Raw genomic sequence first — 25929 nt, forward strand, 5'->3', positions numbered from 1 at the left:
AAAAAAATTCTAAACTACAAACCATAAACTTAAGGACCGCAAGTCTCTCCTATAAACTACTCTGCTCTTCCTTACTGTGGTTGAAAAAATGCACATCGCGCTGTGGGAATGGTATGGAGATTCCTGCCGCTTCAAGTCGTGTTTTTGCCTCTTCAATAGTATACCAGTGACGGTCCCAAAAAACGTCATTTTTGGCCCAGAACCTCACCGAAAGATTTACAGCACTGTCGGCTAGCTCGGTCACTACTACTGCCGGGGCAGGATCTTCAAGAATGTCTTCCTGTTCTTTAAGTAAGTCCATGAGAACATCTTTGGCCAGTTTTATGTTGCTGTCGTAGGAGATGCCTATAGTAATAGTGTCCCTTCTTTTATCTTCGGCCGAATAGTTAATGATATTCTCATTAGAAAGTTCCCCATTGGGAATAATAGCCAGTTGATTGCCAAAGGTGTTGAGCTTTGTGTAGAACATGGAAATATCCTTTACACTTCCAGAAATGCCGTTGACTTCAATCCAGTCGCCCAACCTGAAGGGCTTTAACAATAGTATCAAAACTCCACCTGCGAAATTTGAAAGTGATCCCTGCAGTGCAAGACCTATAGCCAAACCTGCGGCCCCTAAAATGGCAATAAATGAGGTGGTTTCTATGCCTAGCATTCCTACCACACTTATTAATAAAAGAACCAGTAGTATACCATTGGCAAGGTTGAGCAGGAATTTTACAAGTGCAGGATCGTGATTGCTTTTCTGAAAAATTCTTTTTAGGTAGCGAATAACTATTTTTATAAGCCACCACCCAATAACGAGCCAGAGTAAGGCACCGAGTAAATCGGGTAAAAAAGCAATAAATTTTTCAAGGTATTCTTTAGATATGCTCTTAAGATTGGTAATTTCTTCCATTTAAAAAACTATTTGCTGCAAAGGTGAAAGAATCAGCCATTTTATTGCGTATAGGGAATGTTAAAATACTGCAAAGAAAATCGCTCCAGGTCATCTTAAACAAAGAAGCTGTCTTAAAATCCTTTTTTTGTCTACCTATTCATTTAGGTTCTATGACTTCTGAAAAAAATCAGAGGTATAAGATTCTGAAATAACTTCAGAATGACATTTTTACTTTTAAGACAGCTTCAGTTAACTAATTAAACCAGACCTTTCTTAGGCCTCTACTTCAAAAGTGATCTTCACTATCACCCGGTAGTCTGTAATACTATCACCTTTAACATTGGCGTTTTGTTCTTTTACGTAAACAGATTTTATATTCTTTACAGATTTTGATGCAGTTTTAACTGCATTTTTTACAGCTTCTTCCCAACTCTTTTCAGAGTTTGCCATAATTTCAATTACTTTCATTACCGCCATAATTTTTTCTTTTTATTGGTTAATAATTTATTTTAAACTGTTGATTATTAATATACAAAAACTTCAGGGAGCTTTTAGTAAGGAATTGTTAAACCTTGTGACGTTTGGGATTAAGCAGAAGCGAATAAGATCTTTATTTAAATTATCCCTATTTTGCAGTAGCTAAACCTGCTTTTCTTAGAATGGAAGATATTTATATCGTAATGCTGGTCGCCTTATTTGCCCTTGCAGTGACCGACCTGGTTGTTGGAGTGAGTAACGATGCAATTAACTTCTTAAGTTCGGCTATTGGATCACGGGCATTTCCCATGAAAACCATTCTTATCGTGGCAAGTGTGGGCGTTGGAGTGGGGGCTATTTTTTCAAGCGGGATAATGGAGGTAGCGCGTAAGGGTATCTTCATGCCCGGGCAGTTCTATTTCGAAGAGATCATGATCATTTTTATGGCAGTAATGATCACCGATGTGCTACTGCTCGATTTTTTCAATTCCCTTGGGTTACCTACCTCCACTACAGTATCTATAGTGTTCGAACTTTTGGGTGCTGCAGTAAGTGTGGCAGTGATCAAGATCTATAACGGTTCCGGAAATTACGGTGAGATTTTCAGCTACATAAATACCTCTAAAGCGACCGAGATTATCATGGGCATTCTTATGGCGGTGGTCATTGCTTTTCTCATAGGGGCTATAGTGCAATATCTTTCGCGCTTAATTTTTTCTTTTCAATTCGAAAAAAAAATTAAGTACGCAGGTGCCATTTTTGGAGGGGTATCGCTTACTGCCATCCTCTACTTCATTTTACTGAAGGGTTTAAAATCTGTGACGTTTATTTCACAGGATTTTCTGAGCTATCTTGACAATAATACGCTGGTTATTCTGGGAGCAGGGCTGGTGATATTCACTTTGATATCACAGCTTTTAATGAGTTTGTTCAAAACTCATATTTTAAAGTTCATCATCCTTATTGGAACCTTTTCTCTTGCCCTGGCTTTTGCCGGGAATGATCTGGTGAATTTTATAGGGGTGCCCATCGCGGCCTGGCAGTCTTTTGAATTGTGGCAGGCCGCGTATGCTGCCTCAGGCACTTTGCCGTCGCAGTTTTTAATGAGTGATTTACAGGGGGAGGTCTCAACCCCTGCTTTTCTCTTGCTCGGGGCGGGAGGGGTGATGGTTATTACTCTATGGTTTTCCCGCAAAGCCCGTAATGTTGTTGAAACAGGAGTTAACCTCTCCCGACAGGGTGAAGTGACCGAAAGATTTGATCCTAATTTTCTTTCCCGCGCAATTGTTCGGTATTCAGTATTACTCGGCAATGCGATTGGAGCTATTACCCCGAAAGCCGTAAGTCAAAAAATTGATGAAAAATTTCAGAAACCCGGTGCCTTTACACGTGATTCTGAAGAAACACCGGCATTTGACCTGGTACGTGCCTCGGTAAATCTTGTGGTGGCGAGTATTTTGATCTCCATAGGAACGAGTCTTAAACTGCCACTTTCCACTACCTATGTGACCTTCATGGTAGCTATGGGGACTTCGCTGGCCGACCGGGCCTGGGATAGGGAAAGTGCTGTATATCGCGTAGCCGGCGTAGTGAATGTTGTTGGTGGCTGGTTTGTAACCGCACTAGTGGCTTTTTCGGCTGCCGCTATTTTTGCCGCTATTATTTACTTCGGAGGGATTATAGCCATTACCATTCTTATTATTCTGGCCATCTTCAGTATTGCCCGCAGCTTTGTGCTTCACGCCCGAAAGGAGAAGGAGAAAAAGCGGAAAAAGCCTTTCAGAAGAAATGATATCAGCACCATTAATGATATTGTGGTAGAGAGCTCTAAAAACATTTCCAGTATTGTATGTGGTGTAAATCAAATGTTCTCAAAGACGGTCAAGAACCTTGGTTACTACGATAAGAGCAAGCTTAAAAAGAATAAAAAGTCTATTAAGAAACTGGAATCCGAAATTGACGAACTCAAACGGAATGTTTTCTATTTCATCAAAAGTATTGAGGAAACTTCTCTTGATTCAAACCGCTTTTATATCCTTATTCTCGATTATCTGCAGGATATCGTGCAGTCTATTGGCTACATCACCAGGAACAGTTACAACCATGTGAATAACAACCACAAGAATCTCAAGTTTAATCAAATTCGGGATCTCAAAAGGGTAGACGATAAGATGCAGGCTTTATTTGACGAGATTGAAGACATTTTTGCACATCGTGATTTTGCTCGTATTGATGTGGTGCTGGCAGGTAAACAGGCTTTGCTTAGCGATGTTGGAGAACTTATCGAGAAACAGATCAAAAGGATAAGGACTACTGAAAGCAGCCCGAGAAATTCTGAACTTTACTTCGGATTATTGCTTGAAACACGTGACCTCATTACTTCAACAATGAACTTGCTGGAGCTTTACCGCGAATTCAATATTGCTGTGGAAGCGACCATGTTCTCCACCGGTCTGCCACAAAAAGAACAGGACTAAAAAACACCATTTTTGAGTGTCCTTTAGTCCTGTTAATATAATGCAGGAAGTTTGCGCTTCCTGATATTTTCTAATTATCCATTAATGGCTTCCACACGATCTACCCTGCCCTGTAGAATGTCTTTTAGCATTGTCTCAATACCGTTCTTAAGAGTCATTGTAGAAGAGGGGCAACCGCTACAGGCTCCCTGAAGGATCACTTTTACAAGTTTCTGCTGTTCGTCGTAACTATCAAATAGAATATTACCACCGTCACTGGCTACAGCCGGCTTGATGTACTCATCCAGAATAGCAACAATTTCTTTTGAAGTATCATCGAGTTCAACCTTTTTTATAGGGGCTTTTCCTTCAGATTTAACTGCAGAAGGTTGTTCGCTGTCCTCAATCAATACTTCTTTTCCCTGTTCCAGGTACTCTCTCATGTATTCCCTGAGTTCCTGTGTGATCTCTTCCCATTCAGCAATATCATATTTCATGATGGAGAGGTAGTTCTCATCAATAAAAACTTCTTTAACGAAAGGAAAGTGGAATAAAGCCTTTGCTAAAGGAGCATTTTTGGCCTCGTCTATGTTTTTGAACTCCACACTCTGAAGCACCAGTTTCTTATTTGAAACAAACTTCATAACCGTAGGGTTAGGCGTGCTTTCGGCGTATATAGTGACGGGTACTTTTTTAATTTCCTCTTGTGGAGGGGTTACTGCAGTCCCGCCATTGTTGAGGTAGGTTTCAATTTGTTCAGAGATTTCCTGTTGCACATCTTTCCAGTGTACAATGTTGTACTTTTCAATAGCTACAAAATTTTGAGCTATGTATACCTTTTTTACGAAAGGAAGATGGAATAGCTGCTGGGCTAAAGGAGAGCGCCCGGCCTCTTCAATATTATTGAATTCGAAGTTCTCATGTTTGGTCAAAAATACATTTGCCTCAAACTTGACTATTGTTGGCCTGGTGGTAGGCTGAATATCTATGGTGATGTTTTTCATGTCGAAATTTTTGCAAAATTACAATTTTCTGCCCGTTTTACATCGCTTATTTAGAACGATTCAATGTGCTTTTAAAAATCGAGGTAATTGACTTTGAAAGAATTTAAAGGCGCGGGAATAATTTCAGCTAGAATTTCTGGGTCTCCATTGGTGAAAAATTCCGGAATTTGCTGTTGTTCGCTAGTGAGCAGATCAAGGCTTTGAAGAACAACCCGGGTTTGTTTGGCAACGGCCATCCCCGAATCTATGATCTGCACGTGCGGAGGGAGTATTTTTTTGAGGGTGGGAATTAAATAAGGGTAATGGCTACAGCCCAGCACCAAATAATCTATGCCGGCTTGTATCATGGGTTCGAGGAGCTCTGTAAGCATATCATGAACCACACGGGCATCTTTTTGTCCCTGTTCTATTTTTTCTACCAGGCCTTTTCCCACCACTTCAACAATCTTGTTGTCTTTTGAATAAAGATCTGATGCCCTGGCAAAAAGGTTGCTGGAGAGGGTGCCTTTTGTGGCGAGAATACCAATGCATTTGGCGCGGGTTTGCAAGGCAGCTGGCTTTATTGCGGGTTCAATCCCAATGAACGGAATGTTATATGATGTTCTTAAATGGGTGATGGCATTTGTGGTAGCCGTGTTACAGGCCACTACAATTATTTTCGCTCCCATTTCGAGCAGCTTTTCGGTATTCTTAATGCTTAGCCTTACAATTTCTTCAGAAGATTTTTCTCCGTAAGGAGCATTAAAACTGTCGGCTAAATAAATGGTGTGTTCCAGGGGGAGCAGGTGATGGATCTCTTTCCAGATGGAGGTGCCGCCCACACCCGAATCAAATATACCTACTGGTTTGTCTTTGCTCATTCCTGTAAAAATAAAAACTGCGCATCAATGATGCGCAGTTTTTAGAAAATATTTTGGCGGAAATTAAATCCCAAGTTCTTTCTTAACATCAGGCATTAGATCATAACCATCAGCCATAAGAAGACCTGTTCCGGTAGTAGAGTCTAATACATAATCATATCCTTTAGCGCGGGCTACTTTTTGAATTGTAGTACGTGCTTTTTCAAATACAGGCTTAAGAAGCTCTACTTCTTTTTGACGAAGATCCTGCTCGGCAGTTTGACGGTACTCACCAATAGATCTTTGTGTTTGTTGAAGTTCTAAAGCTCTTTTTTGGTTTTCTTCATCTGTCTTTGTTTGAGCTTCAGATTCATATCTTTTCATTGTGCCTTGGGCTTCAGTAACCATCTCTTTAATTTGAGTATCGTAAGTTTTCTGAAGTTTTTCCAATTGGTTCATTGCAGCTTTATAACCTGGCATCTGTTCAATCAATTCTTGTGAAGCGATATGCGCCACTTTTGATTGTGCGTTTGCAAAAGAAGTTGCTCCAAAGATTAAAGCTACAGCTATTAGAAGGGTCTTGAATTGTTTCATGTTTAAAATTGATTATTTAATTGTTGAATTATTTGTTGTACTATTATTGGCTTACTAGTTGTTCCTGATTTCTTCTCTCGCTTTTGCTATAGAATCTTTTTTCCTTTGACGTTCTTTGAGAATGGCCTCCCTGCGTCTTTCGGCTTCTTCCTTTTTGGCATTGCGAATAGAATCTCTTTCTTGTCGTCTCTTTTCAAGAAGTGCTTCTCTTTCCTGCTTTCTCTCCTGTTGCAATTGCTCTCTTTCTGAAAGCACTGCGTCTTCTTCAACAGTCTTTGCCTCCTGTCTTATTAGTTCTCTTTTCTCCTGTCGTGTTTCCAGTTCTTTTCTGTTAGAGGCCCTGGTAATACTTCTTAATACCTGGTCACTCACATCAAGCCGGTCTGCAGCAAAAAGAGTAACTACATCTGCCGATTTATCAAAGATAAGATCATAATTCCGGTTCTTGGCAATTTCCTGTACTGCTACAAAAACCTGGTCCTGTACCGGCTTTACCAGTTGGAGTTTTTGAGTAATAAAATCTCCATTGGGGCCAAATCTCTTTTGTTGATAATCCAGAATTTTTTTCTCTTCAAACTTTATCTCGTCTTCACGGTCTTTGATCAACTCATTGGTCAAAAGTGGCCTTTCATTAGCGAGATCCTGTTTCATCTTGTCAACCCTTTGCAACTCGGTCTCGATCTCGGTCTTCCACTGCTGTACTTTCTTTTCAAGTTGGGCAGAGGCTTCCTGGTATTCGGGAACGTTTTGAAGGATGTATTCCATATCTACATAACCAATTCTCACTGTTTGCTGTGCCTGCACAACAAAACCCGAAACGAGTAAAAAAGTTAGTGTTATAAGAATGGATTTTTTCATAATCAAGGGGTATATAGAAAATACCGTGCCAAATTAAAACTGCTGTCCAATTATAAAGTGGGTCTCCCAACCGTTAGCCTGGGTCTCTCCCGGAAGTGGGTCAAAGCCATATCCAAAGTCTATTCCTAACAATCCGAAGGCCGGCATGAATATCCTGATCCCTGCACCTGCCGAACGATTGATCTGGAAAGGGTTGTAATCTTTGAAATCATCAAAAGATGCTCCGGCTTCCAGGAAGGTAAGCCCATAAATGGACGCTGTTGGTTTTAATGTAATTGGGTATCTTAATTCAAGGGAATATTTGTTGTAAATAGTTGCCCCGTCATTATCTGTAGCGCTGCTCATTACGCCGCGGTCAACCGGGATGAGAGACTGGTTAGGATATCCTCTAAGTGCAATGGCTTCACGGCCATCCATACTATAGGTGCCCATTCCATCTCCACCAAGGTAGAACCTTTCAAAAGGTGGAATACCACGGTCATTATTGTAAGCTCCAAGGAAACCGTATTCGGCGTGGGTTCTTAAAACTAATTTTTCATAGATGTTGGTATACCATGTACCGTTGAATTTGATCTTGTAAAATTCTAACCATTTATATTTCTCCTGGTCTATTTTTCCCTGATCTGGTACAGGATCTTCTCCGTCTCTTAATGGTCTTCCCTGCCTGTTTATAAGGACTCCGTTTTCATTTTGAAGCTGATATTCTTTTTGATCTCCAAGATTTGCATAATCAATGTCGTTAAACAAAGAATAAGGAGGAGTAAGCTTGGCTATAATTTCAAATTTTGAGCCTCCCATAGGGAAAATAGGGTTGCTGAAGGTGTTGTCTCTTGTAAGGCCAAGGGTGAGGGAGAAGTTATTGGAATAACCATCTCCAAAAGTAAAGAGCCCTGTGTTGTAGTTGCTCAGGTTGTAGTGTTGAAAAGCAACTGCAGTAGAAAGTACAAAAAAGTCATCGGGTACAGTTAGCCTTCTTGCAAGACCTAAAGTGATCCCTGAAATAGAGAACTTTCTGTCTTTATCGGCTTCACGGTTTCTGTAGTCGTAAAAATACTGTTCAGTGTGCTGCAGGGAAGTAGAAAGCCTTACGGGTTTCTTTCCGCCCCACCATGGTTCAGAGAAAGAAAGGCTGTAGGTTTGATAATATGTACTGGCCTGTGCACGTAGAGAAAGTGTTTGTCCATCTCCCATAGGTAATGGTTTGTAGGCATCTTTATCAAAAAGTCCGCTTAGGGAAAAGTTGTTGAAAGAGAGCCCAAGGGTTCCTACAAAGCCTCCGCCACCATATCCTCCCTGTAGTTCTATCTGGCTGGCTCCTGCTTCCACAACAGAATACTCAAGGTCTACAGTTCCGCTGTTCTGGTCTACCTCTTTAAAATCGGGGGTAAGATTTTCAGCATCAAAGAATCCTAGCTGTCCAAGTTCCCGCACTGTTCTTACAACAGCTTCTTTGCTGTACTTGTGGCCGGGTTTGGTTCGCATCTCTCTATAGATTACGTGATCTTTTGTCTTATCATTTCCAATTACGGTAATTTCATCAAAGTAGGCGACTTTACCTTCTCTAATTCTTATCTCAAAATCTATAGTGTCGTTGTAAACTCTAACTTCTACCGGGTTAATATTTGAGAACAGGTACCCGTTATTTTGATACAGGTTGGTAAGGTCGTTTGCGTCAGGTTTTGTGTTATCGGCAATCTGCTTTTCAAGAAGAACACCGTTGTATACATCTCCCTTGCTTATTCCAAGCCTTCTTCGCAATTCCTGATCACTGTAAACTGAATTCCCAACAAATTCAATATCACCAAAGTAGTAACGGTTTCCTTCTTCAAGGTTAATGTTTAGTGTAACGTCGTTCTCATCTACGTGAATTAAACTATCAGAAACAATTCGCGCATCGCGGTAACCTCTTTCTTTATAGATGCTCAATATTTTCTGCTTGTCGGCTTCATATTCTTCCGGAATAAATTTTGAGCGTTTCCAGAACCTAAGGAATTTTTGCTCCTTGGTTTTCTTCATAGCGCGTTTAAGGCGGGCATCAGAAAAAGCTTCATTTCCGGAAATTTCTATGTCTTCAATTTTTACTCTTTCTCCCTTGTCAACATTAACAACCAGGTTTACGGTATTGCGGTTAAGTGTGTCTTCTACGGGAACTGTGTTCATAACTACTTTTGTATTGAGGAATCCTTCCTCTTTAAAAGTGTTTTGAATGTAGTTCTTGGTGGTGGTCAAAAGGTTTTCTGTAACCTTGGTGCCTTTATTAAGCTTATTTTCTTTTATAAACTCTTCCTGTTTCTTTTTCTTAATACCCTGAATCCTCACATTGGCAAGGGCAGGTACTTCCTGGATTTCCAGTTCAAGGTCGGCAACGTTGCCGTCAATATTGGTCACATAGATATTAACATCGCTGAAGGATCCAACATCCCATAATTTTTTAAGGACTTTACTAATACGGTCTCCGGGAATAAATATCTTTTCACCTTTTTTGAGTCCGGTATATGCAATAATGGTCTGTTCGTTAAAGGATACATTCCCTGTAACTTCTATCTCACCTATTGTGTACTCCTGGCCGTTTGCAAGTGGCAGATCCTGTGCTGCTGAAGTAAAATTAAATAAGAGGCCAAGGGCCAAAAGTGCTAATGTAGATTTTGTTTTTAAGGCACTAACTAAGTTGCTCACTTGTTTTTCCAAATCTTCGTTCTCTATTTTGATAATTATAAATGGCTTCAAACAGGTCATCTCTCCTGTAATCTGGCCAAAGTATTTCTGAAAAATATAATTCGGCATAAGCGATTTGCCACAAAAGGAAATTGCTTATGCGTTGTTCTCCGCTTGTTCTTATTACCAGATCAACATCTGGAAGGTTGCGGGTGTAAAGATGCTTATTTATAACCGATTCATCAATATCTTTAGAGAAAATCTCGCCTGCAGATACTTTTTCGGAAATTTCTTTCACCATAGAGGTAAGCTCTTCCCGCGAACCATAACTAAGGGCCAGCGTGAGGATCATTTTCTTGTTACCTGATGTTTTTTCAATGACCTCCTGTAGCTCTCTATGGGCTTTAGTGGGTAAATTGTCAAGGCAGCCTATGGCGTTGAGGGAGATGTCGTTGTCCTGAAGTGTCTTAATCTCTTTCTTAAGAGAGGAGACCAGCAGCTTCATAAGCGTATCTACTTCAATTTTTGGCCTGTTCCAGTTTTCAGTAGAAAAAGCATACAGGGTGAGGTTTTTTACGCCAATTTCGGCACAGCCTTCCACTACTTCCCTAACGGCCTTGGTACCTTTTTCATGACCCTTAACACGCATTAACCCCTGCTTTTTTGCCCACCTGCCGTTGCCATCCATAATAATGGCAATGTGTTGGGGTAATTTTGAAGGATCAATATTTTCTTTAAAGTTCATATTAATATTTGTTGAAGCAACCCGACCCTCTTCCGAAATTAAATGTGAAGTAGATGCCCGTAAACACATACCAGTCGGTGGTGTTTCGGTTTCCAAAATCGTACAGCCGATAATCGCTTTCTACTTCAGATGGTTGGCTGCCGTCCAGGTTATCGGTGAATGTGTAGCGGGCGCCTATTTCTATTCCCGCAGAAAGAAAATTGGTAAGCGTTTGTTTGTACCCCATCACAATAGGCAGGGAGAACTCCCAGTTATTTCCTGCTTCCTGCAGCTCATTTAGTGCCGGGTTTGTATATGCTTCGTTCTTTAGCATAAAATGTTTGGCAAAATAGTAGCTAATGCCGGTGTAAAGATAAGGAGTTGATTGGTATGTATTAGAATGCAGGTCCCAATTCCAGAAAGTAAATTCAATTCCCAACGAGGCTTCGGCAATATTATTGGAAAAAGAATAGCCTCTGTCATTTCGGCGGCCTTCATTAGACAGGGCGTCATCGGCTTCGAGCTGGGCATAAAGTAAAGAAAACCTAAAAGAGTGCCGGTCGCTGCGGTTCCATTTTACAAGCCCTCCAAAAACCGGGGCATTAGGATTGATATAGGTAGTATTACCCACGTCCCCAATATAATTTGCGCCTCCTATAAAAGGGCCCACTTCAAAATTTTGGGAATATGTTTGGATGCCGAAAAGCCCAATCAAAACCATTACAATAAGATACCTCATAGGTCTTCAAAAGTCTGCAAATATAACAATATTGTTTGCCCCACAAATAACAGGTATGGGTTTGTGCCTTAGCAATAACAGTTTAAAGTAGGTTTTATTGTTTTTAATTACGCTTATCTTCTCCCCAAAGTAGTTTTTTCCGAAGGGTTTTTAAGAAGGTGTCACTGGTAAATTCGACTATCTTGATCTTAAAGGGGGCTTTTTTTATGGTAACTGTAGTGTTGTTTTTTAAGGTAGCTAATCTTGAATCCATTGAGACCAGGTAATCATCGGCCCGTCCCGAAACTCTCAGGGTTATCCTGGTATTGTCTTTTATCACCAGCGGGCGGGCATTTAGGTTATGTGGGGCAATAGGGGTGATCACCAGTGCTTTTGTGGCTGGGGTAATCACCGGGCCGCCACAACTCAGGGAGTAGCCGGTAGAGCCGGTGGGGGTAGAAACTATCAATCCGTCGGCCCAGTAGGCAGTAAGGGGTTCATCATCAAGCCAGGTATCTATCGTGATCATAGATGTACTGTTCTTCCGGCTAACGGCTATTTCGTTGAGCGCAAAATTATTCCCTCGCAGTTCTTCCACTTCAGGATCGGTGATGATACACAGCAGGGAGCGTTGCGAAATTTTATATTCCTCTTTAATTAGTCTGGAGATGGTTGTGCGAATTTCTTCTTTGTGAACAGTAGCCAAAAATCCAAGCCTTCCGGTGTTGATGCCCATAATAGGGATATCAAGATCCCGTACAAAATTGATAGATTGAAGTATCGTGCCGTCTCCACCCACACTTATAAAGATATCGTACGAATTATCCAGCGCTTTAAAGGTTTTAAAATGCTGAAAATTCTTCTTTATCTCATTGTTTTCATCAATAAGCCTCAGGAAGTTTTCTTCTATTGCAACTTCAATATTTTCAGAATCAAGTACATTGAGAAGTTCTTCAATGTAAATGCCCGAATTAGCGTGATAGAATTGTCCATATATTGCAGCCTTCATCTCTAGATATTTAAATATTTATCCAGATAACGCGAACGGTCCTGCAGGTTAGAAGAAAAAGAATCTTCGGGATGTTGAGAAATTACCTCATAGCCATATCTTCTAAAGGTTTGAAAAATGGCATTTAAAGGGACGCTTCCAGTTTTAAGCGTAATTTGAGTACGGTCATTTTCTGTACCCGAAACAAATGCTCCTAACACATGGGTGCCATTTGATTCTACAATTTGACATATTTCACTAAAGGAGTAGTCTTTAATACCTTTTTCAACCACTATTATGCTACCGGGATTGTTCAGAAAAGGAGATTCTGTGAATAAATTCATGATGTCCTGAAGTTCGAGATATCCTAAAAACTGGTTGTTCTCATCTAAAACAGGCATTAAGTTGGCGTCATTTTTTGAAAAATTGTGCAACACATCTATCCAGTTGTCTGTATCTCTAACAAAAAATCCTTCCAGGGCATATTGAACTTCTTCAACTGGTTGCTGTGGTTCAAAGATCCTGGCGTCGGCTACGGGAATGCTGCCCATATAGATATCTCCCTGCAATACGGGTAAATGAGAGTAGGCGGATACATCAAAAATTTTCAGCACCTCAGATATTGGGGTGTGAAACTGCGGAATTTTAATTTCATTAAGAATATATGGCTGAATGTTCATTACCCGGGGCTTTTTCTGCAAATTAATCAAAATAAAGTATTTCTTTGCTTATTCAACTTTGTATTTTTGTTGAAAACAGGTGCCAAAAATGACAAAATTAAGCGTTAATATAAATAAGATTGCAACTCTTCGAAACAGTCGGGGAGGAGATGTTCCTAACCTTGTACAGGTGGCAAAAGATGTCCAGCGGTTTGGAGGACAGGGAATCACCGTACATCCACGGCCCGATGAGCGCCATATAAGATACCAGGACGTGTTTGATCTTAAGTCGGTGGTTTCTACGGAATTTAATATTGAAGGAAATCCCGTTCAGAAGTTTATGGATCTTGTGCTAAAAGTGAAGCCCGAGCAGGTTACCCTTGTTCCAGATGCCGAAGAAGCCATAACTTCAAATGCAGGTTGGGATACCATAAAACATCGCGATTATTTAAAGGAGATCATTTCAGAATTTAAAAGTAACGGCATTCGCACGTCCATTTTTGTAGACCCCGACCCAGAGATGGTGAAAGGCGCTGTAGAAACTGGTACCGATCGCATTGAACTTTACACTGAAGAATATGCAAGGCAGTTCGCTAAAGGCAATAAAGACGGGGTAAAGCCTTATAAATTGTGTGCCGAAACGGCCATAGATCTCGGCCTGGGGATAAATGCAGGGCATGATCTTTCTCTGAGTAATGTTGAATACTTTCAGAAGAATGTTCCGGGGCTGCTGGAGGTGTCTATAGGTCACGCTTTGATAGCCGAATCTCTGTACCAGGGAATGGAGTATGTTATTAATCAATATTTAAGTTTGTTAAGAAGCTAATGAAACTACATTCTACAATTCTGGGAGAGGGGCAACCCATATTGATCCTTCACGGATTTTTGGGCATGAGCGATAACTGGAAGACCCTTGGGAATGAATTTTCGGAGGCAGGTTTCCAGGTTCATCTCATTGATCAAAGAAACCACGGTCGTAGCCCCCACAGTGAGGTTTTTAATTATACCGAACTGGCTAAAGACGTCAAAGAATACATTGAAAACTACAGCCTCAAAAATGTCATTTTAATAGGACATTCTATGGGGGGGAAATCGGCCATGACAGCTGCGGCGCTTTTTCCGCACCTCATTGATAAGTTGGTGGTGGTAGACATAGCGCCAAAATATTATGCGCCTCACCATCAGCAAATCCTGGAGGGGTTAAAAGCTGTAGACGATGCCACACTCAACTCACGGGGAGATGCAGATGAGGTGCTTGCCAAACACGTGCCTGAAAAGGCCGTAAGAATGTTTTTGCTGAAAAACCTGTACTGGAAGCAAAAAGAAAGACTTGGCTTAAGGCTTAATCTGGAGGTGCTTACAAAAGAAATTGAAGAGCTGGGGCAAAGCCTGCCCAACGATTATACTTTTACAAAACCCACCCTGTTTATTAAAGGGGAGAGATCAAATTATATTACTTCAGAAGACGAGGGGCTCATAAAAAAGCATTTTCCCAATGCTACGCTCTCGGTAATTTCACGCGCAGGACACTGGGTGCACGCTGAGAATAAGAAAGAATTTTATGAGCAGGTCATGAAATTTCTCTCAATTTAGAAGCTAATTTATTATGCACGCGTAATAAATTGAGGTTTTTCTTGCCTTATATGCAATTTATGCTATTTTTGAGCATTGATCCTTTATTAATCTACACACATTATTATGAGAAAAGTATTATTGTCAATGGTATTTGCGCTTGCAGGTGCTATAACTTATGCCGGAGGTTACCGTGTTGGGGTGCAGGGGCAGCGAGCGCTGGCCATGGGACACACGGGAGTTGCCGTTGTTAACAGTGCCGAGTTGGGATTCTTTAACCCTGCGGGACTGGTTTATCTTGAAAACCGACTAACTGTTTCTGCAGGGGTGAGTGCGGTTTTTTCTGAAGTTGCATGGCAAAACGAAGACACAGGAGAGAGTGCGCGTACCGATAACCCTGCCGGAACACCGTTTTACTTCAATGCTTCTTATAAACTGAATGAAAATCTTGCGGTGGGCCTAAGTGTATACACTCCTTATGGAAGTACCGTGAAATGGGAAGATGACTGGGCAGGTTCTCACCTGGTGAACAATATTGAGCTGCAGGCAATTTACATCCAGCCGCTTATTTCTTATAAAGTTGCCGATTTCTTAAGTGTTGGGGGAGGTCCAATCTTTGTTACCGGTTCAGTGAACTTTAACCGAAACCTGAGTAGAACTCTTACCGATATTGATGGTAACAGGTCAAATGTAACCATTGATGCTTCAGGAGTTAACGAATGGGGATGGTCTGCCAGTGCTCTTTTCACAGCAACCGAAGATTTCAGAATAGGAATCAATTACCGTTCAGAAATCATTATGAATGCTGAAGACGGGGATGCCGATTTTGAAAATATTCCCAATACTCCTTTAGCACCTTTTAGCGATACTACTTTTGATGCGCAGTTGCCATTGCCAGCAGAGCTTACAGTAGGGCTGTCTTATCAACTTAACGAAAAATGGTTACTTGCTTTCGATTATAACAGGACTTTCTGGGGTGTTTATGAATCTCTGGATATTGAATTTGCAAATCCTGCCCTTGGGGTATCAGAGAATCCACGTGCTTATGAAGATTCAAACACATGGAGATTTGGAGCGCAGTACGAAGCTACAGATAAGTTGACCCTGCGTGCAGGTTATTACTTTGATGAATCTCCAGTTCAGGAAGGTTATTTTGCTCCCGAAACTCCCCGTAATGATTCCATGGGTTTTACAGCAGGTCTTTCACTTGATGTTACTTCAAGACTGGCTATAGATGCATCTTTCGCTTATATAAGATTTGATGAAGTTGATGCGGTCTATAATCCAAACCCACAAGATTTCCCCGATTATGAGGGTGTCCCATTTGGAGGTACTTATAAATCTGTAGCCTTTATTCCAGGGATTGGAGTAACTTATAAAATGTAATAAAAGAATTAGAATATGAGAAATTATATAAAATACATCGGAATCCTGGCGCTGGGAATGGTTGCATGTGAACCTGAATTTGATAATCCCGTAGACGAGCAGGATGCGTATAGTAATGGAGAAGCCGATTTCTCCAACTACGTGGCTTTAGGAAACTCGCTAACTGCCGGATATGCAGATAACGCACTCTATATCACCGGGCAGCAGAATTCTTATCCAAACATCCTGGCACAGCAGTTCGCTAAAGTGCAGGAAACCCAGGAATTCAGAATTCCTTACATGGCCGATAATGCAGGTGGTTTACTGGCAGGAGACCAGCAAATTACCAGTAACAGGCTTGTGCTTGAGACTCTTTTTAATGAAGAGGGGGAGCCTGTACAAACCCCTAAAGTTTATACCGGAATGGCGCCTACCACGAATGTTTTAAACAAATTAACAGGGCCTTTCAATAATATGGGAGTTCCCGGAGCCAGAAGTTACCATTTATTGGCACCTGGGTATGGGAATCCTGCCGGGCTAATGGCCGATCCTGCAACTGCAAATCCATACTTTGTGCGTTTTGCTTCTTCTCCTGAAGCTTCTGTTCTTGAAGATGCTGTGGCTCAACAGCCTACTTTCTTCAGCTTATGGATTGGGAATAATGATGTGTTAGGATACGCAACCACAGGGGGTTTAAATGAAGCGAGTATAACAGACCCGGCGATGTTCACCGGGGCATATACGCAACTTGTAAATGGATTAGTTCAATCTGGAGCAGAAGAAGGGGTTTTAATCAATATCCCCGATGTAACCGATGTGCCGTTTTTTACCACTATTCCTAATAATGCTTTAGTGCTTAGTGCTGAACAGGCTGCCAATCTTACCGGGTTTTTCCAGGCTGTGGCCGGGATTTTCACCCAGGTTCTAATGCAACAGCAAGTGCCGCAGGAGCAGGCAGCGCAAATCGCTTCTCAATATGCACTTACTTTTAGTGAGGGGCCAAATAGATTCGTTATTGATGTTCCCGAAACTCAGACTAATCCTCTTGGGTTTAGACAAATGACTGAAGAAGAATTGTTGCTTTTCACTATAGATCGTACTGCCATTCCAACTCAGGGATATGGTTCTGCAGCGGTAGGTCCAGAAGTGATGCAGGTTTTAGGTATACTTCAGCAGGGAGGTCAGCCAACACCAGAGCAGGCTCAGTTGGTTTTGGAGGCTGTAAATGGTATTGATGATAAAGATGCTCTTGATATTCAGGAAATCCAGAACATTAGAAATGCCACAGCTAAGTATAACGAAACTATTCTAGCTCTTGCCCAGGCAAATGGGTTGGCTCATGTAGATGCTGCCGCTTTGCTTAACAAGGTAGCAACTACGGGAATTTCTTTTGATGAAGGCACTGTGACATCAACCTTTGGTAGTGGTGGTGCTTTCTCTCTTGATGGGATCCACCTTACGCCCCGTGGATACGCTTTAGTAGCCAACAAAATTATTGAAGAGATCAACAAAACCTATAATTCTGAAGTTCCCACCGTGAATATTGGAAACTACGGAACCGTAACTCCGAGTAATGATGTGGGTAATTAATTCCCACCTTCTTTAAAAATGTATTAAAACGTCGGGCTGGTCCCGGCGTTTTTCGTTCAAAGTAGTATCTTAGTGTTAAATTCAAAACCTATGACCTTTCTTTTAAGAATCCTCCTCACCGCTGTAGTAGTGGTGTTTCTTGCAAATTTTCTTCCGGGTGTAACAGTTACAGGATACGTGACGGCTATAGTTGTGGCCCTGGTCCTGGCGCTGCTTAATTTTATAGTGAAACCCGTCCTGGTGCTTCTCACACTTCCTGTTACCCTGCTTACCTTTGGCCTTTTTCTTATAGTGATCAATGCCATTATCATCCTTTTGGTAGATGCTTTTGTAAGCGGATTCCAGGTGAGCGGATTTTGGATTGCAGTGCTCTTTAGTATCTTGCTGTCAATTATTCAATCAATCTTTTTCTCAATTGCCGAAAGGAAATAAAGCCTTCTGAATTTCAGCTTTTTGAAACTTTGCTTGCTCTTAAAAAAGTTGTACTTTTGCAAACCAATTTTTATAAGCGCTTATAATGAATATAACGAGAGAGAACATTGACGAACTTAATGCAGTCCTCAAGGTTGATATAGCCAAAGAAGACTATAGCGGCAAAGTTGAAAAAGTCCTGAAAGACTACCGTAAAAATGCAAATATTCCTGGCTTCCGTAAAGGGCATGTGCCTATGGGGATGGTGAAGAAGCAATACGGGAAGGCAGTTTTGGTAGATGAGGTAAACAAGCTGCTTCAGGATGCCCTTAACAAATATCTTACTGAAGAAAAACTGGATGTTCTTGGAAATCCGCTTCCAAAGGAGCAGGAAAACTTTGACTGGGATAGCGACAACTATACCTTCGAGTTTGAACTGGGCCTTTCTCCACAGTTTGAGGTGAGCCTTGACAACGAGAAGCCAATTACTCATTATAACATTGTTGCCGGTGACGAGATGATCGATAACCAGGTAAAAACTCTTCAGAAGCAATATGGAAAACTTGTTTCTAAAGAATCTGCCGAAGAAGGCGACCAGCTTTCCGGTACCTTTAAAAATGAGGCTGAAGGAATAGAGAACAAAACTACTTTACCTCTTGAAAAGGTCAAAAATAAGGAGCCTTTCCTTGGTGCAAAAGCAGGTGATACTGTAAAAGTGAGCACTAAAGGCCTTTTTGAAGATGACCATCAATTGATGGATTTCCTTGAGGTTGAGCATGACAAAGCGCATGGGCTTGATGTTGAGGTAGAATTTCACGTAGAGGAAGTAAACACTCAGGAGCTTGCAGATTTAGATCAGGAGTTGTTTGATAAGCTCTTTGGCGAAGGGGAAGTAACTTCGGTAACCGAACTAAAAGAGAAGATCAAAGAAGATGCGGCCAAACAATTTGAGCAGCAAAGCGATCAGCAATTGCTGAATGATGTTACTGAAATGCTGATCGAAAACACTCAGTTCGACCTTCCGAAGGAATTTCTTCAGAAGTGGATCCAGACTGCAGGAGAAAAAGAACTTTCAGCTGAAGAGGCGCAAGAGGAGTACGAAAAAAGCGAAAAAGGATTAAGGTTCCAGTTGATTGAAGGTAAATTGATCCAGGATAATAATCTTGAAGTGAAGTTTGAAGACCTTAAAGCTTTCGCTAAAGAAAGGATCAAAGAACAAATGGCGCAGTTTGGCCAAATGAACCCTGAAGAAAAGGAACTTGACGATATCGCGGCCCGAATCCTTTCCCGTCAGGATGAAGTAAAACGCCTTTCTGAGCAGTTAATGAACCAAAAACTACTTTCCCTTTACAAGGAAAAGGTGAATCTTGAGGAGAAAGAAGTGACATACGAAGAATTTGTTAAAGAAGTTTACGAATAGAACTTTTCTTAATTAATACTTATATCTTTAAGGGCGTTAGACCAAGTGCGGGATAACGCCTTTTTTGGCAACTAAGAGAGAGGTGTTAACCTCTTTGTTTAACCCCAACAAAACGACATAAATTCAATGGATTACGGAAAAGAATTTGAGAAATACGCCACCCAGCATCACGGGATTAACAGTAACTATTACAATAAAATAATAAGCAGCATGTACCCGCAGGGTATGACGCCAAACATTATTGAAGAGAGGCAGATGAACATTGCTATTTTTGATGTTTTCTCCCGTTTAATGATGGATCGTATTATCTTTCTTGGTACGGGTATTAGCGACCAGGTAGCCAATATTATTCAGGCGCAATTGCTGTTCCTGGAGAGTACAGACTCTTCAAAAGACATTCAAATCTACATCAATTCCCCGGGAGGTAGTGTTTATGCCGGCCTTGGTATTTATGATACCATGCAGTTCATTAAGCCCGATGTAGCTACAATTTGTACAGGAATGGCTGCCTCAATGGGCGCGGTGCTTTTATGTGCAGGTGAAAAAGGAAAAAGAAGTGGTTTACCACATTCTCGTGTTATGATTCACCAGCCTCTTGGAGGAGCCCAGGGCCAGGCCAGTGATATTGAGATCACCGCACGTGAGATCTTAATCCTTAAAAAGGAGCTTTATGATATCATTGCCAAGCATTCAGGTCAAACTTATGAGAAGATCCATGAAGATAGTGATCGCGATTACTGGATGAAAGCAGATAAAGCTTTAGAATATGGAATGATTGATGAGATTCTAACAAGGGATAAATAATCTCTTTAAAGAATACTGAAGACCTTTAATGGTTAGAAGAAAAAATTTATGGCAAAAGAAGAACTAGAATGTTCCTTCTGCGGAAGGAAAAAACCTGAAACCAACCTGCTTATCGCCGGGCTTGACGCTCATATTTGCGACCGGTGTATTGAGCAGGCCCATGGGATCGTTATAGAAGAATCAAAGCAAGACAGCTCGGGTGAGCTTTCATCTGAACTAAAACTAAGAAAACCCAAAGCGATTAAAGGCTTTTTGGATCAATACGTAATTGGGCAGGAACACACTAAAAAAGTGCTTTCTGTAGCAGTTTATAACCACTACAAAAGGTTGTTGCAGCCAGCCAATAATGACGATATCGAGATCCAAAAGAGTAATATCATCATGGTAGGGGAAACCGGAACCGGTAAGACCTTAATGGCAAAGACCATTGCCAAGATGCTTAACGTGCCGCTGGCCATTGTAGATGCAACTGTATTGACCGAAGCCGGTTACGTGGGGGAAGATGTTGAAAGTATTCTTACCCGCTTATTGCAGGCAGCCGATTATAATCTTGAAAAAGCACAGCACGGTATCGTGTTCATTGATGAGATAGACAAGATTGCCCGCAAAAGCGATAACCCTTCAATTACCCGCGATGTTTCGGGAGAAGGGGTACAGCAGGCTTTGCTTAAGTTGCTTGAAGGAACTACAGTGAACGTGCCGCCAAAAGGAGGCCGTAAACACCCCGATCAAAAGTTTATCGAGGTAGATACCGAAAATATCCTCTTTGTTACCGGAGGGGCTTTTGATGGTATTGAGAAGAACATCAGCAAGCGCCTTAACATGCAGGCGGTTGGGTTTAGCGCATCAAAGAATGATGAGGCTATAGAGCGTGAGAACCTGTTGAAGTACATTATCCCTAAAGACCTTAAAGATTTTGGGTTGATTCCCGAGATCATTGGGCGTCTTCCGGTACTTACACACATGAACCCGCTAGACCGCAAAACGCTGAGGTCTATACTTACCCAGCCTAAAAATGCCATTATCAAGCAGTATCAAAAACTGTTTGAAATGGATGATATCGAATTCAGTATAACCGATGAGGCGCTCGATTTTATTGTGGAAAAAGCTATAGAATACAAGCTTGGAGCCCGTGGGTTGAGGTCGCTTTGTGAAGCCATACTTACCGATGCCATGTTTGAAATGCCCGAAGGTACCTCGAACCAGCTGGTGGTTGATAAAGAATATGCCGAAGAGAAACTCGACAAATCGGGTATTAAGAGGCTTAAGGCGGTTTCATAGCATAAAAAAAATTGGACATAAAGTTAGAAGCCACGCAGCCTGCGTGGCTTTTTTGTTTCCCACAAACTTTTTCCTGCTCCTAATTTTGGAAAATTTTAATATAACAATACAAATATTCCAGTAAATTAGTTAAGATGTAATGTTTTGTAAATCAGTTTAAAATGGAAAAATTAAACCCCTACTTAACTTTTCCCGGTAATTGCGAAGAAGCCTTCAACTTCTATAAATCAGTGTTTGGAGGCGATTTTTCGTACATAGGAAGGTTTCGGGATATCCCTTCAGAAGAAGGTTTGTCTATCCCCGAAGATAGAATGAACAAGATTATGCACATCGTCCTGCCCCTGGGCGAAAAATGCCTGCTTATGGGCAGCGACTGCGATGATGGCTGGTGCCCCGATGTAGTGGTGGGCAACAACGTCTCGCTCTCCATTAATACCGAGACCAAAGAACAGGCCGATCAGCTTTTTGAAAGCCTTTGCAGTGAAGGTAAAATCACCATGCAAATTGGCGATGTTTTCTGGGGAAGCTACTACGGAATGTGTACAGATAAATTCGGTGTAACCTGGATCATTAATTATTCCAAGCCCGAAGGCAACACGTAAAATGGAAGCTCTCGAAATAAAGGCGAACATACAGATCGCCCGATCACAACGCTGGGTTTTTGATGCCATCACAGAACCCGAAAAAATGTCTTCCTACTTCATTTCTCACGCCTCCGGAAGAATGGAGGAGGGGCAGACTGTGCTCTGGACTTTCAGCGAGGCGCCAGATAGTTTTCCTGTCAGGATACTAAAGGTAAAGCCTCCCAAAAATGTCATTTTTGAGTGGGATGGAGCCGAAGGTTATAAAACTACAGTAGAAATTGTGCTTGAGAAAATCTCTGATAATCAAACCCTGGTAAAGCTCACAGAAGGAAAGATGGAAGCCAATGAAGCGGGCATAAAATGGTATGGTGAGAATTCGGGAGGTTGGATGAATTTTCTGGATTGCCTTAAAGCCTATACCGAATACGGCATCAACCTTCGAAAAGGAGCTTTTGATTATATGAAAAAGTGAGATCAGGTTCTTTAATTCTAAAGGAATGAAAACAACATCTTCCTATTTAATAAATGATCTCATGCAGCGTACAGAAGCAAATTTAAGATTGGCTCTGGAGCTACAGAAGTCGGCCGAAGAAGATCTTAATCACAGGCCTGCGGCAGGAGCCTGGAGTGCTTTGGAATGTATTGAACATCTCAATTTCTACGGAAATTATTATGTTCCTGAAATCGGGAAACAAATTGATGCTTCTCCATATCCTGCAGTTGAATCCTTCAAAAGTGGCCTTTTAGGGAACTATTTTGCAAAAAGTATGCTGCCGGAAGGAGCAAAGAAAATGAAGACCCTTAAGAACTCAAACCCTTTTAGGAAGCAGCTGGACAAGAAAGAGGTGATGAATAAATTCATAGAACATCAGCAAAAATTACTTCAGCTGCTCAAAAAGGCTAAAAAAGTGAACCTCTCCCGCACCAAAACCGGAATAAGTATCTCAAATTTTATAAAATTAAGATTGGGAGATACTTTTAGGGTAGTGATCTATCACAATCAAAGACACCTGCTTCAGGCTAAACGGGCATTGGATTCAATTGACAATTCTTCCGTAGAAAAGTAAAAAATAAGGTTCCAAAAATGCCATTTTTGGAACCTTATCTAGATAAGTCTTCAGCAGAAACTTTTCTAAAAGTTAAAATTTATATCCTACAGAGACCTGGAAACCTGAATTTTTTATCTTTTCCAGTTCTCCTTCAAAATCTTCCAAAATTTCTTCGTTATAGTTGCTAATATCCGAAAGTCCGAAGTGATATCTTGCCTGGAGAAAAAGATGATTTTGTAATTCATAGCCAAAACCAACATTTAGACCAAGAGATGCCTTTTTAAAAGTGTCTTTAATATCTTCTTCACCTGATTTATTTACCTGTGATTCTCCTGGAAATTTAGAGGTTAGATCATATTCACTATTGGCACTAACAAGATAGCCAACCTGTGGGCCCGCATGTAAGGAAAATGCGGGGAAAACATAATAATTCATTATAACCGGTAGATTGATATATCCCAGTTTTATCTTTTGGTCTATAGAAAATGAAGCCTCTCCAATACTATAGGTGAATTCTGCCCGTGCACCTTCTAGGGAGTAAAGTAATTCAGGTTGCAGGGAAAAAGTGGGGGACAGGCGGACTTCAGCTATTAAACCGGCATGAAATCCCGGAAGATAATTTTTTTCACCATTTTGGTACCCGGATAGGGTTGAATAATTTCCTCCAACTTTAATTCCGTAATCTACATTTTGTGCCAGGGTTGCAGAAATGGCTGTGAAGATCAATACCACAGCTAAGAATAATTGTTTTGTTTTCATTAGGGTGAGTTGAAGTTAGTTGTTGCTTAGGGTTGCTGAATGAACATCTAATAGACTATAAACCAAATGTTTTGTTACAGGAATCTCTAAAATAAAAAACCCGCTTCAGCAATGAAGCGGGATTTTCTATTAAAATCAAAATTAAGATTTCAGAAGAAGATCTAACTTCTCACTTCTAAAATCTAATATGTATTTTACATCATTCCGGGCATACCGCCACCCATTCCTTGTGGCATTCCGCCTCCGGCGTTGTCTTCTTTGATATCAACCAAAGAACACTCGGTAGTAAGGATCATTCCGGCAACCGAAGCAGCGTTTTCAAGAGCTACTCGTGTTACTTTCTTAGGATCTATAATTCCGGCTTTCATCATGTCAACATAAGAGTCAGATTTTGCATCGTAACCGTAGTTGTCTTTTCCTTCAAGCACCTTGTTGATCACTACAGAGCCTTCGCCACCTGCGTTTTCAACAATTGTTCTAAGAGGAGCTTCGATAGCACGACCTACAATTTGAATTCCTGTAGCTTCATCGGCATTGTAAGACTCAAGGTTTGCAAGCACAGCTTTGGCGCGTACAAGAGCAACACCACCACCGGCAACAATACCTTCTTCTACAGCTGCACGGGTTGCGTGAAGGGCATCGTCTACACGATCTTTCTTCTCTTTCATTTCAACTTCTGAAGCTGCACCTACGTAAAGTACGGCAACACCTCCGGCCAGTTTAGCCAAACGCTCCTGAAGTTTTTCTTTGTCATAATCGGAAGTTGTAGTTTCCATCTGAGCCTTGATCTGGTTCACACGGTCTTTGATAGCCTGGTTGTCACCGGCACCGTTCACTACAGTTGTGTTGTCTTTATCGATAGCTACTTTTTCAGCAGTACCAAGCATATCAAGCGTTGCGTTCTCAAGAGTGAATCCTCTTTCTTCAGAGATCACAGTACCACCTGTAAGAATTGCGATATCTTCAAGCATTGCTTTTCTTCTGTCTCCAAATCCCGGAGCTTTAACAGCAGCAATTTTCAAGGAACCTCTTAGTTTGTTCACTACAAGAGTGGCAAGAGCTTCGCCGTCTACATCTTCAGCAATGATCAAAAGCGGCTTTCCAGACTGAGCAACTGGCTCAAGTACAGGAAGCAGGTCTTTCATTGAAGAGATCTTCTTGTCATATATAAGGATGTATGGATCTTCAAGATCGGCAGTCATTTTCTCGCTGTTGGTAACGAAGTAAGGAGAAAGGTATCCGCGGTCAAACTGCATTCCTTCAACAACGTCAACGTAAGTTTCGGTTCCTTTTGCTTCTTCAACAGTGATCACTCCTTCTTTTCCAACTTTTCCGAAGGCCTGGGCAATAAGCTCACCAATCTGGTCATCGTTGTTGGCAGAGATTGAAGCTACCTGCTTGATCTTTTCTGAAGAATCACCTACCTGCTGAGTTTGCTCTTTAAGGTTGGCAGTCAAAGCTTCAACAGCCTTGTCAATTCCGCGTTTAAGATCCATTGGGTTTGCACCGGCAGCAACGTTCTTAAGACCTTCTTTTACGATAGCCTGGGCAAGTACAGTTGCAGTGGTAGTACCGTCACCAGCGATATCATTGGTTTTGGAAGCAACTTCCTTAACCATTTGAGCTCCCATGTTTTCAAGAGCATCTTCAAGTTCAATTTCTTTTGCCACGGTCACCCCGTCTTTTGTCACTACAGGAGCTCCAAAAGATTTGTTGATGATCACGTTACGGCCTTTTGGCCCTAAAGTTACTTTTACAGCATTAGCCAATGCATCCACTCCGCGTTTAATACCGTCGCGGGCTTCAATATCAAATTTTATTTCTTTTGCCATTTTATTTAATTTTTTTCTTCCCTTAAGCGGGAATTAGTTTGTTGATTCTAAAAAATAGTTGAGGTGAAGAACCGCCATAAACAGCGGCTATTACTTCAGGGTTTTATACTATAGCAAGAATATCATCCTCTCTCATGATAAGGTAATCTTTACCTTCCAGTTTGAGTTCGGTACCTGCGTATTTTCCATAAAGTACACTGTCACCAACCTTAACGGTCATGTCGTGGTCTTTTTTACCGCCACCTACGGCTACTACGGTACCTTTTTGTGGTTTCTCCTTTGCGGTTTCGGGAATGTAAATACCTGATGCAGTTTGAGTTTCGGCTGCGGCAGGCTCAACAAGTACTCTGTCTGAAAGAGGTTTAATGTTTAGTGCCATTTTTCAAATGTATTTTAGTTAATGAATTCTT

26 protein-coding genes are annotated in these 25929 nt (G+C 41.2%); 12 read left to right on the forward strand and 14 right to left on the reverse strand.

Annotation, left to right across the window (positions count from 1 at the left end; all coding sequences use genetic code 11):
- Nucleotides 1–49 precede the first annotated feature (49 nt).
- Nucleotides 50–898 (reverse strand): mechanosensitive ion channel family protein, encoded by an 849-nt coding sequence (locus OQ279_RS03560; protein ID WP_266068430.1) that lies wholly within the window; start codon nt 896–898, stop codon nt 50–52.
- Between the two features lie 255 nt (nt 899–1153).
- Complete coding sequence (locus OQ279_RS03565) at nt 1154–1357, reverse strand: dodecin family protein (RefSeq protein ID WP_266068431.1); 204 nt, start codon at nt 1355–1357, stop codon at nt 1154–1156.
- Between the two features lie 182 nt (nt 1358–1539).
- On the opposite strand from OQ279_RS03565, the gene OQ279_RS03570 reads away from it, so the two are divergent.
- Nucleotides 1540–3834, forward strand: a complete 2295-nt coding sequence (locus OQ279_RS03570; protein WP_266068432.1) for an inorganic phosphate transporter — start codon at nt 1540–1542, stop codon at nt 3832–3834.
- A gap of 74 nt (nt 3835–3908) precedes the next feature.
- Here the strand turns inward: OQ279_RS03570 and OQ279_RS03575 are convergent, their stop codons facing one another.
- The 9 genes from OQ279_RS03575 to OQ279_RS03615 all read right to left on the reverse strand — a co-directional run bounded on the left by OQ279_RS03575 (nt 3909) and on the right by OQ279_RS03615 (nt 12873).
- Nucleotides 3909–4817 (reverse strand): NifU family protein, encoded by a 909-nt coding sequence (locus OQ279_RS03575; protein ID WP_266068433.1) that lies wholly within the window; start codon nt 4815–4817, stop codon nt 3909–3911.
- Nucleotides 4818–4888: 71 nt separating this feature from the next.
- Nucleotides 4889–5677: a glutamate racemase gene (gene murI / locus OQ279_RS03580; RefSeq protein ID WP_266068434.1), complete on the reverse strand. Its 789-nt coding sequence runs from the start codon at nt 5675–5677 to the stop codon at nt 4889–4891.
- Between the two features lie 63 nt (nt 5678–5740).
- Entirely contained in the window at nt 5741–6250 is a 510-nt protein-coding gene (locus OQ279_RS03585; RefSeq protein WP_265164746.1) for an OmpH/Skp family outer membrane protein, read from the reverse strand.
- 54 nt (nt 6251–6304) lie between these two features.
- Nucleotides 6305–7108 carry an OmpH/Skp family outer membrane protein gene (locus OQ279_RS03590; RefSeq protein WP_266068435.1) on the reverse strand — a complete coding sequence of 268 codons (804 nt, stop codon included), beginning with the start codon at nt 7106–7108 and terminating at the stop codon, nt 6305–6307.
- Nucleotides 7109–7141: 33 nt separating this feature from the next.
- On the reverse strand, nt 7142–9844 hold the full coding sequence (gene bamA / locus OQ279_RS03595; RefSeq protein WP_266068492.1) for an outer membrane protein assembly factor BamA: 2703 nt from the start codon (nt 9842–9844) through the stop codon (nt 7142–7144).
- Entirely contained in the window at nt 9768–10508 is a 741-nt protein-coding gene (uppS, locus tag OQ279_RS03600; protein WP_266068436.1) for an undecaprenyl pyrophosphate synthase, read from the reverse strand. Before uppS ends, bamA begins: the two co-directional genes overlap by 77 nt.
- A gap of 1 nt (nt 10509) precedes the next feature.
- Nucleotides 10510–11226: a type IX secretion system protein PorG gene (gene porG / locus OQ279_RS03605; RefSeq protein ID WP_266068437.1), complete on the reverse strand. Its 717-nt coding sequence runs from the start codon at nt 11224–11226 to the stop codon at nt 10510–10512.
- A 103-nt stretch (nt 11227–11329) separates the two neighbouring features.
- Nucleotides 11330–12214, reverse strand: coding sequence for an NAD kinase (locus OQ279_RS03610; RefSeq protein ID WP_266068438.1), 885 nt, complete (start codon nt 12212–12214; stop codon nt 11330–11332).
- A gap of 2 nt (nt 12215–12216) precedes the next feature.
- Complete coding sequence (locus OQ279_RS03615; protein WP_266068439.1) at nt 12217–12873, reverse strand: CBS domain-containing protein; 657 nt, start codon at nt 12871–12873, stop codon at nt 12217–12219.
- 88 nt (nt 12874–12961) lie between these two features.
- On the opposite strand from OQ279_RS03615, the gene OQ279_RS03620 reads away from it, so the two are divergent.
- The 11 genes from OQ279_RS03620 (at nt 12962) to OQ279_RS03670 (ending at nt 22946) form a co-directional block, all read left to right on the forward strand.
- Nucleotides 12962–13678, forward strand: coding sequence for a pyridoxine 5'-phosphate synthase (locus OQ279_RS03620; RefSeq protein WP_266068440.1), 717 nt, complete (start codon nt 12962–12964; stop codon nt 13676–13678).
- Complete coding sequence (locus OQ279_RS03625; RefSeq protein WP_266068441.1) at nt 13678–14445, forward strand: alpha/beta fold hydrolase; 768 nt, start codon at nt 13678–13680, stop codon at nt 14443–14445. Before OQ279_RS03620 ends, OQ279_RS03625 begins: the two co-directional genes overlap by 1 nt.
- A gap of 105 nt (nt 14446–14550) precedes the next feature.
- A complete protein-coding gene (locus tag OQ279_RS03630) occupies nt 14551–15810 on the forward strand; it encodes an OmpP1/FadL family transporter (RefSeq protein WP_266068442.1) in 1260 nt (419 codons plus the stop codon).
- Between the two features lie 15 nt (nt 15811–15825).
- Nucleotides 15826–17379: an SGNH/GDSL hydrolase family protein gene (locus OQ279_RS03635; RefSeq protein WP_266068444.1), complete on the forward strand. Its 1554-nt coding sequence runs from the start codon at nt 15826–15828 to the stop codon at nt 17377–17379.
- A 90-nt stretch (nt 17380–17469) separates the two neighbouring features.
- On the forward strand, nt 17470–17811 hold the full coding sequence (locus OQ279_RS03640; protein WP_266068445.1) for a phage holin family protein: 342 nt from the start codon (nt 17470–17472) through the stop codon (nt 17809–17811).
- Between the two features lie 85 nt (nt 17812–17896).
- Nucleotides 17897–19210 carry a trigger factor gene (gene tig, locus OQ279_RS03645; protein WP_266068446.1) on the forward strand — a complete coding sequence of 438 codons (1314 nt, stop codon included), beginning with the start codon at nt 17897–17899 and terminating at the stop codon, nt 19208–19210.
- Nucleotides 19211–19336: 126 nt separating this feature from the next.
- The gene (gene clpP / locus OQ279_RS03650; protein WP_266068447.1) at nt 19337–20014 is read left to right on the forward strand and encodes an ATP-dependent Clp endopeptidase proteolytic subunit ClpP; all 678 of its coding nucleotides are present in this window, start codon (nt 19337–19339) and stop codon (nt 20012–20014) included.
- A gap of 48 nt (nt 20015–20062) precedes the next feature.
- Nucleotides 20063–21295 carry an ATP-dependent Clp protease ATP-binding subunit ClpX gene (gene clpX / locus OQ279_RS03655; protein ID WP_266068448.1) on the forward strand — a complete coding sequence of 411 codons (1233 nt, stop codon included), beginning with the start codon at nt 20063–20065 and terminating at the stop codon, nt 21293–21295.
- A gap of 161 nt (nt 21296–21456) precedes the next feature.
- A complete protein-coding gene (locus OQ279_RS03660) occupies nt 21457–21897 on the forward strand; it encodes a VOC family protein (RefSeq protein WP_266068449.1) in 441 nt (146 codons plus the stop codon).
- A gap of 1 nt (nt 21898) precedes the next feature.
- On the forward strand, nt 21899–22351 hold the full coding sequence (locus OQ279_RS03665) for an SRPBCC domain-containing protein (RefSeq protein WP_266068450.1): 453 nt from the start codon (nt 21899–21901) through the stop codon (nt 22349–22351).
- Between the two features lie 25 nt (nt 22352–22376).
- Entirely contained in the window at nt 22377–22946 is a 570-nt protein-coding gene (locus OQ279_RS03670) for a DinB family protein (RefSeq protein WP_266068451.1), read from the forward strand.
- 72 nt (nt 22947–23018) lie between these two features.
- Here the strand turns inward: OQ279_RS03670 and OQ279_RS03675 are convergent, their stop codons facing one another.
- The 3 genes from OQ279_RS03675 to OQ279_RS03685 all read right to left on the reverse strand — a co-directional run bounded on the left by OQ279_RS03675 (nt 23019) and on the right by OQ279_RS03685 (nt 25898).
- Nucleotides 23019–23687, reverse strand: a complete 669-nt coding sequence (locus OQ279_RS03675; protein ID WP_266068452.1) for a porin family protein — start codon at nt 23685–23687, stop codon at nt 23019–23021.
- 194 nt (nt 23688–23881) lie between these two features.
- Nucleotides 23882–25519, reverse strand: coding sequence for a chaperonin GroEL (gene groL / locus OQ279_RS03680; RefSeq protein WP_266068453.1), 1638 nt, complete (start codon nt 25517–25519; stop codon nt 23882–23884).
- A 103-nt stretch (nt 25520–25622) separates the two neighbouring features.
- Nucleotides 25623–25898, reverse strand: coding sequence for a co-chaperone GroES (locus OQ279_RS03685; protein WP_029038864.1), 276 nt, complete (start codon nt 25896–25898; stop codon nt 25623–25625).
- Nucleotides 25899–25929: the final 31 nt, after the last annotated feature.

The sequence above is a fragment of the Salinimicrobium profundisediminis genome, assembly GCF_026241755.1.
Taxonomy (GTDB): Bacteria; Bacteroidota; Bacteroidia; order Flavobacteriales; family Flavobacteriaceae; genus Salinimicrobium; species Salinimicrobium profundisediminis.